Source organism: Gemmatimonadota bacterium (genome assembly GCA_039715185.1).
Lineage (GTDB): Bacteria > Gemmatimonadota > Gemmatimonadetes > Longimicrobiales > RSA9 > DATHRK01.
Genome location: JBDLIA010000118.1, coordinates 1 through 7,418 on the forward strand (window position 1 = coordinate 1; position 7,418 = coordinate 7,418).

At 71.9% G+C, this 7,418-nt stretch carries 7 protein-coding genes; 2 read left to right on the plus strand and 5 right to left on the minus strand.

Annotation, left to right across the window (positions count from 1 at the left end):
- Window positions 1-91: 91 nt before the first annotated feature.
- Genes ABFS34_15085 through dapA form a run of 4 tightly spaced genes read right to left on the minus strand, consistent with a single transcriptional unit; the run spans window position 92 to window position 3,278 of the window.
- The gene (locus ABFS34_15085; GenBank protein ID MEN8376750.1) at window positions 92-838 is read right to left on the minus strand and encodes an MgtC/SapB family protein; all 747 of its coding nucleotides are present in this window, start codon (window positions 836-838) and stop codon (window positions 92-94) included.
- Window positions 838-1,551: a 2,3,4,5-tetrahydropyridine-2,6-dicarboxylate N-acetyltransferase gene (gene dapD, locus ABFS34_15090; protein MEN8376751.1), complete on the minus strand. Its 714-nt coding sequence runs from the start codon at window positions 1,549-1,551 to the stop codon at window positions 838-840. The genes ABFS34_15085 and dapD overlap by 1 nt, the downstream gene beginning before the upstream one ends.
- A gap of 12 nt (window positions 1,552-1,563) precedes the next feature.
- Window positions 1,564-2,388: a 4-hydroxy-tetrahydrodipicolinate reductase gene (gene dapB, locus ABFS34_15095; GenBank protein MEN8376752.1), complete on the minus strand. Its 825-nt coding sequence runs from the start codon at window positions 2,386-2,388 to the stop codon at window positions 1,564-1,566.
- Window positions 2,385-3,278 carry a 4-hydroxy-tetrahydrodipicolinate synthase gene (gene dapA, locus ABFS34_15100; GenBank protein MEN8376753.1) on the minus strand — a complete coding sequence of 298 codons (894 nt, stop codon included), beginning with the start codon at window positions 3,276-3,278 and terminating at the stop codon, window positions 2,385-2,387. Before dapA ends, dapB begins: the two co-directional genes overlap by 4 nt.
- 225 nt (window positions 3,279-3,503) lie before the next feature.
- Here dapA and ABFS34_15105 point away from each other — a divergent pair, with 225 nt between their 5' ends.
- Window positions 3,504-4,364 carry an inositol monophosphatase family protein gene (locus ABFS34_15105; protein ID MEN8376754.1) on the plus strand — a complete coding sequence of 287 codons (861 nt, stop codon included), beginning with the start codon at window positions 3,504-3,506 and terminating at the stop codon, window positions 4,362-4,364.
- A 36-nt stretch (window positions 4,365-4,400) separates the two neighbouring features.
- Here the strand turns inward: ABFS34_15105 and ABFS34_15110 are convergent, their stop codons facing one another.
- A complete protein-coding gene (locus tag ABFS34_15110) occupies window positions 4,401-4,874 on the minus strand; it encodes an Hsp20/alpha crystallin family protein (GenBank protein MEN8376755.1) in 474 nt (157 codons plus the stop codon).
- Window positions 4,875-5,131: 257 nt separating this feature from the next.
- On the opposite strand from ABFS34_15110, the gene ABFS34_15115 reads away from it, so the two are divergent.
- On the plus strand, window positions 5,132-7,324 hold the full coding sequence (locus ABFS34_15115; GenBank protein MEN8376756.1) for a PBP1A family penicillin-binding protein: 2,193 nt from the start codon (window positions 5,132-5,134) through the stop codon (window positions 7,322-7,324).
- Window positions 7,325-7,418: the final 94 nt, after the last annotated feature.

Sequence of the window (7,418 nt, forward strand, 5' to 3'; positions counted from 1 at the left end):
GTCGTAGCCGTCGCTACGGCAAGGAGTTCGAACGCCGCATCCGCGGGATGCAGCGCGAGCCGAATGCCTACGGGACTTCTGCAACGGTACACTAGGTGTCTTCGCCCGGGGCGACGATGGGGCTCGACGATTGCGCGTCGGTCACCGCGGACCGGACCGAGTGGACGTCCTCCAGGGAGAGCAACAGGCGCAGGATCCGGTCGCGCGCGTCGCGCCCGGCCATCGCCACGAAGGTGGCGGCGTAGTCTCCGGCTCGGCCACGCATGTCCAGCGTCTCCAACTCCGCGCCGGCCTCCATCAGGGCGTCGTGCACGCCCTGGAACGCCGGCGGCGACACCTCGAGCGTGAGCCGCAGCACGCGGTCCTCGCCGAAGGCAAAGACCCTGCGCTCGAAGCGCCCGAGCAGCACGAGCGCGGCGACGACCAGCGCGGTCGCCCCGATCGCCTCCCCCCACGCCCCGGCGCCCACCGCTATCCCGATGGCCGCCACCACCCACAGCGTCGCCGCCGTCGTGAGCCCGCTCACGGTGCCCCGGGCCTGGATGATGGTGCCGGCCCCCAGGAAGCCGATGCCGCTCACGATCTGCGCCGCTATGCGCGCCGGATCACCGGCGCCCGCCGGACCGGCGGCGTCGACCATGAGGACCGACAGCTCGGTGAGGAGCGCCGCGCCCACGCAGATGAGAAGGTTCGTGCGAAAGCCGGCCGGCTTCCCCTCCAGCTCCCTCTCGATGCCGATGGCGCCGCCCAGCGCCGCGGCCAGCACCAGCCGCCCCAGCAGATCCAGGCGCAGTGATCGCAGCGCCTCCAATGCTCCCGCCCAGTCCAGACCTTCCATCAGTCGTTGAGCCGCCTCAGCTCGTGCAAGAGTTCGGTCTTCGCGCGCGTGCCGTCGTCGATCTCCTTCAGGACGCGTGCCGGCTGCCCGACGGCCAGCACCCCCGCCGGGATATCTTGGGTCGCCACGGCGCCCGCCGCGAGCACGCTGCCCGCGCCGACGCGCACGCCCTCGAGCACCACCGCGTTGGCGCCGATCAACACGCCGTCCTCGATCACCACGGGAGTGGCGCTGGGCGGCTCCAGAACACCGGCGAGCACGGCCCCCGCGCCCACGTGGCAGTCCTCGCCCACGAGCGCGCGGGCGCCCACCACCGCGTTCATGTCGACCATCGTGCCCGCTCCGATCACCGCCCCGATGTTGACCACCGCGCCCATCATGACGATCACGTTGTCGCCGATCTCGGCGCCCTCGCGGATGTACGCGCCGGGCTCGATGCGCGCGTTGACGTCGCGCGTGTCGAGCAGCGGCACGGCCGAGTTGCGGCGGTCGCCCTCCACGTGGTGATACCGAACCGCGGGGCCGTTTTCTTCCAGCGCGGCCGCCACGTCCGCCCAGTCGCCGATCAGGATGGTGGTGCCGTCACCCGCCGGAAACGCCTTCAGGTCGCCCCCCTCGGGCAGCGCCAGCGTCCCCTCGTGCCGTACGTAGGCGCGCACGGGGGTGCGCTTGCGGGCGTTGGCGATGATGTCGCGAATCTGCTGGTAGTCCACCGTCGCCTCCGTTCAGCTCGGGGGGAGCGCGTCGCCGAGCCCGAGCGCGTCGGCCATGCCGTAGAGGCCAGGCGCCTTGCCTCGAATCCAGGCGCACGCGCGCAACGCCCCGGCGGCAAAAAGCGCCCGGTCATCCGCCCTGTGCGTCAGTTCCAGGCGCTCGTGCGCCCCCAGGAAGAGCACGCGGTGCTCGCCCACCACGCCCCCGCCCCTGACCGCGTGCAGCCCCACCTCACCCGGTGGACGATCCCCCGTGCGGCCCGTGCGGCCGTCGACGCGGACGTCGTCCAGCTCGACGCCGCGGGCCGCGGCCGCCGCGCGCGCCAGCGCGAGCGCGGTCCCGCTGGGGGCATCGGCCTTGCCTCGATGGTGCGTCTCGACGACCTCGATGTCCCACTCCGCCGACGCGAAGCGCGCAGCCAGGTCGCGCACGAGCGCATTCAGCGCGGCGACGCCGGGCGAGAAATTGGCGGCCCTCAGGACCGGGGCCCGCTCGGCGAGCGCCGCCAGCGCCGCCTCCTCCCGCTCGTCCAGACCCGTGGTACCGGTGACCAGCGCGCGGCCTTCCAGGACCGGCCGCCAGGCGACCAGGAGCTCGCCCAGCGCGCGCGGTCCGGAGACGTCGAGCACGGCGTCGGCCGCTTCCAGAAGCGGACCGGCGCCCGCCACGTCGGCTACGGCCGGGTATCCTAGCGCGCGGGCCTCCGACTCGGGACGGGCGCGCGACGCGACTCCGCCCACCAGCGAAACCCCCATCCCGCCGGCTTGGGCCACCTCGGCCGCTATCTGGCGCCCCATCCGCCCGGTCGCGCCCAGCACCACCACGCGCGCGCTCACGTGAGCGGCCGCAGTCCGCTCTCGGCGAGCGCCTCGATCAGTCGCTCCCGGGTCGGCTCGGTGGGCGCAACGAGGGGCAGCCTCAGCTCGCCCACGTCGAAACCCAGCCAGCGCACGGCGGTCTTGACGGGCACCGGATTGGACTCCGCGAAGAGCGCGTCTATCAGCGGCAGGAAATGGAGCTGAAGGGTGAGCGCGGTGGCGTGGTCGCCGTCGAGGTAGGCGCGCACCATGCGGTGCGTCGGCCCGGGCGCCACGTTGGCGAGGACGCTGATCACGCCGCTGCCGCCCAGGGACATGACGGGCAGGATCTGATCGTCGTTGCCGCTCCATATGGCCAGCCTGTCGCCGACCCGGCGCGCTATTTCCGCCACCTGCGAGAGGTCGCCGGAGGCCTCCTTCACGCCGATCACGCGCCCGTCTTCGGCGAGCTCCTCGACCACGCCCGGCGGGATGTTGATCGCGGCCCTGCTCGGCACGTTGTAGAGGACCGCCGGAAGCTCGGCGACGTCCATGACCGCGCGGAAGTGGGCGATGAGGCCGGCCCGCGGGGGCCGATTGTACGGCGGCGCCGATAGCAGCACCGCGTCGGCGCCGGCCTCGCGCGCCCCTCTCGCCAGGGCCCGCACCACCGCGGTGTCGCTGCCCCCGCACCCCGCGATGACGGGCAATGCTCCCTCGGCGGCGGCCACGACCGTGCGCACCGCCGTGGCCTGCTCGGGCACCGACATGGCGGCGGCCTCGCCCGTCGATCCGCACACCACCAGCGCGTCGCTGCCTTCCGCCACGTGCCAGGCCACCATTTCCCGGAGCGCCCGCGCGTTCACGCCGTCGGCGTCGAAGGGCGTCACGAGCGCGACGCCGGATCCCTCGAATCTGGGCTCGGGCATGAAATCGTCGGGTCAGTGGGCGCGCCGCGCCCTGCTCTGGCCGGGACGCGAGGCGCGCCCTCGGCTCGGCGTGATCGTCGGCCGCGGGGGAACGCCGCGCAAGTGTGCCGGATGGTGTTGGGCGCGGGCGCCGTAACGCCCACGACCCCCGTCCCGCGCCCGGCCGCGCGGGTTCCGCTCGCGGGACGCCCCGCTCGCCTCCAGATTCGCCCCCTGGACCGACCGATGAGAGGAGCGTGCATGGAGGAGCGGCTGGGGCCGATCGCGGAGGCGGCGGCGCTCGCGGGGGCCGCGGTGCTGCGCGCCCACGCCGGAGGCGTTCAGGTCGACGCCTGGGAGGGCAAGCGCGCTTCGGACTTCGTGACGTTCGTCGATCGCGAGGCGGAGCAGGAGGTGCTGCGGGTCATACGCGCGGCCCGGCCCCACGACCCGGTGCTGGCGGAGGAAGGCACAGCGGGAACGCTGCTCGCCGGCGCAGGCACGGACGCCGCGCGGCTGGCGACGGACCACGAAGGAACGCTGTGGGTGATCGACCCGCTGGACGGCACGACCAACTTCCTGCACGGCTATCCCATGTACGCGGTCTCGGTCGCCGCGGTCGTCGACGGCGAGCCGGTCGCGGGCGCCGTGGTCGATGGGGCGGCGGGCGACGCGTGGTGCGCGGAGCGAAACCGCGGAGCCACCCGGAACGGCGCCCCGCTGTCGGTTTCCTCGATAGACGCGCTCGCGCACGCGCTGATCGGAACGGGCTTTCCGTTCAAGACGCCGGGCCGGATCGCGGAGCACTTCGCCGCGTTGCGCAAGGTTCTGGAACGCACGTCGGGCGCCCGCCGAGGGGGGTCGGCCGCGCTCGACCTGTGTCACGTCGCGGCCGGTTACCTCGACGGCTTCTTCGAGCTGGAGTTGGCGCCCTGGGACATCGCCGCCGGCGTGCTGCTCGTGCGCGAGGCCGGCGGTCTCGTCACGGACCTGGCGGGACGCCGGCCGGTGACCGGGGCCGCCGGGGTACTGGCCGGCAACCCCATGGTCCACCGCCTCCTGGGCTCACTCGTGGGAGGAGAAGCCGCGTCGCCCGGAGCGAGCTGAGATCGCCCGGGAGACGACGGCGTCTCGGACCCCGAACTAGCCTACCTCGACCTGCTCGGCCGCGTGCGCCGGCGACAGCACGTCGATCTTGCGCCCCTTGGCCCGCTCGGCCTTGGGCACGCGCACCGTGAGAACGCCCTCGTTGAAGGCCGCCTCGATCCGCTCCACCTCCACCTCCCGCGGCAACGTGAAGGCCCGCGTGAAGGACCCGTAGCTGCGCTCGTGGACGTGGCGCCGCTCGTCTTCGGAGCGCCGCTCGTAGTTCTTCTCGCCGCGCACCGTGAGCACGCCATCCTCGAACTCCACGTGGACGTCCTCGGGCTTTACACCCGCCAGCTCGGCGCTCAGCTCGATGGCTTCGGAGGTCTCTCGAACCTCCATGGCCGGCAGCCAAGCCTGGCCGGCGCTCGGGTCGAGCGCGTCGTCAAACAGCCCGCCGAACTCCCCCTGGAGACGGCGCAAATCGGACCAGGGTGACAGGAACGCGCGTCGATAGGGCATGATGGCCATGATTACTTTCTCCCGCCTTTCGGCAATGGTGCATTCAACCGCACCGGGCGATTGACTCCGCGCCGATGCGGACCGGGTCCGGTCTCGGCGGACCCGCATCGCTGCCCTCGAGTTGGGCACGTGGCGTACCACTCCGCGCTGCCATAGTGGCAGAGGATCGCCGCGCGGCCCGAGGTGTGCATCTTGGGCACGAAGAGGGACCACCCGGCTTCGGCCAGGTGTAGGCAGCGAGGATGACCACGCTATGGGAGGGGACGGTGAACGTAGGTACGAGGTTGCTGGCACCGGCGCGCTGGCTACGCGCGCGCCCGAGGTTGCTGCGCGGCCTCATCATCGGCGGCGTGCTCTTCGCCGCGACCGGAGGCGGCCTCGCCCTGGGCATCTGGAACTCCGTCTGCCGGACCTGCCCCTCCGTCGCCCAGATCTTCGTCTGGGAGCCCAAGCAATCCACGCAGATCCTGGACGTGCAGGGTCGACTGGTGGGAGAGCTGGCGCTCGAGCGGCGCACACCGGTGGCCATCGAAACGCTTCCGGCGCACGTGCCCCAGGCGTTCGTGGCGGTGGAGGACCGGCGCTTCTACAGGCACGACGGGGTGGACGCCCGCGGCGTGATGCGCGGCTTCTTCAACCTCGTCACGGGCAACTGGAGTGCCGGCGGCGGCAGCACCATCACCCAGCAGCTCGCCCGCAACATGTTCCAGTCGGAGGTCGGTTTCGTCCGCAGGGTGGAGCGCAAGCTCAAGGAGATGCGCGTGGCGCGGGAGCTCGAGCGCGTCTACGGCAAGGATCAGATCCTCGAGGCCTACCTGAACCAGATCAACTACGGTCCGGGTTGGTGGGGCATCGAGACGGCGGCGCAGCGCTACTACGGCAAGCCCGCCGCGCAACTGGAGGTGGACGAGGCCGCGATGCTCGCCGCGGTCATCAACCTCCCGGGCCGCTACTCGCCCTTCCGCAACCCGGATCTGGCGCTCCAGCGCCGCAACCTGGTGCTGGGGCTCATGGCGCGCGAAGGCTACGTGACCCGTGCAGAGCTCGCCGACCTGCGCGCCAGGGAACTCCCCACCGAGCCCCAGGGCGGAAACTCCGCCTCGATAGCGCCCTACTTCGTGGAGTGGGTGCGCGATCAGCTCGACGAGCGCTACGGCGGGGCCCTCTACGAGGCAGGCTACCGGGTCTACACGACGCTCGACCTGGACCTTCAGGAGCGAGCCGTGGCGGCCATGGAAAACGGCTTCCAGCGCGTGGAATCGCTGCCCGGTTTCGGGCACCAGAAGTACGACGAAATCATGGAAGCCGGTGGCACGGACGGAGCCCAGAGCGCCTACCTTCAGGGCATGTTCGTGGCCATGGACCACGCGGGCGACATCCGCGCTCTGATCGGCGGACGCAACTTCGCCGATTCGAAGTTCAACCGGGCCACCCAGGCGCTCCGCCAGCCCGGGTCGGTGTTCAAGCCTTTCGTCTACACCGCCGCCATCGTCAGCGACATCCCCGCCTCGAACGTGGTCTTCGACTCGCCGATCCGCTTCGAGCAGGAGGGGCAGGAACCCTGGAGCCCGCGCAATTACGACGGCGAGTTCCACGGCCCTACCACGATGAGGCAGGGGCTGCGCCAGTCGCTCAATCTGGTCGCGGTCAAGACCGGTATGGAGGTCGGCATCGAGACGGTCGCCCAGTACGCTCAGCGCATGGGCATCGAGACCCCCATCCCACGCGTCCCGGCGATCGCGATCGGCGCCGCCGACGTCATCCCGTTGCAGATCGTCACCGCGTACGCTCCGCTGGCGAACGGCGGCGCGCGCGTCCAGCCCCGCGGCATCGTGCGCGTGGAAGACTCCGGCGGCCGCGTGCTGTGGGAGACCGAGCCCGAGCGCACCCAGGTGCTGGACACGCTCGAGGTCGCGATCGTGCGCAACATGCTCAGCGGCGTGGTCGACGGGGGCACCGCCTACACGGTTCGGAGTCCGGAGCTCGGCGCGCTGCCCTACGAGGTCCCGGCGGCCGGCAAGACGGGCACCACCAACGACGCCACCGACGTGTGGTTCGTGGGCTTCACCCCGGACCTGCTCGCGGGCGTCTGGTTCGGCTTCGATCTGCCGACCAAGATCCGCCCCGGGGCCACCGGCGGCACCGACGCGGCGCCCGTGTGGGGCGAGTTCATGCGCACGATCTACGCGGGCGCAGAGCCGCTCTTCGAAACGCCGCCGGCGTGGGTGCTTCCGGAGGAGTTGGTGCGGCGGCGCGTGGACGCCGAGTCCGGCAAGCTGGCCACGGACTGGTGCCCGCCCGCGGGCGTCTACGAGGAAATCTACATCCCGGGGACGGAGCCCACCGAGCCCTGCGACCTGCACGGCCCGGGGGCGCACGGAGGCCTGATCGGACGGTCACAGACCGACACGCTGCCCGACAGCGTGGCGGTGGAGGTGGACCCGAACTTCCGCTTCTAGTGTGCCGGCGCGGAAGTCCCGTGTGCACCGAGGCGCGTGATGCGCCCGCGGGGCAAGGCGGAACGACGCGCCGTAGCCGTCGCTACGGCAAGGA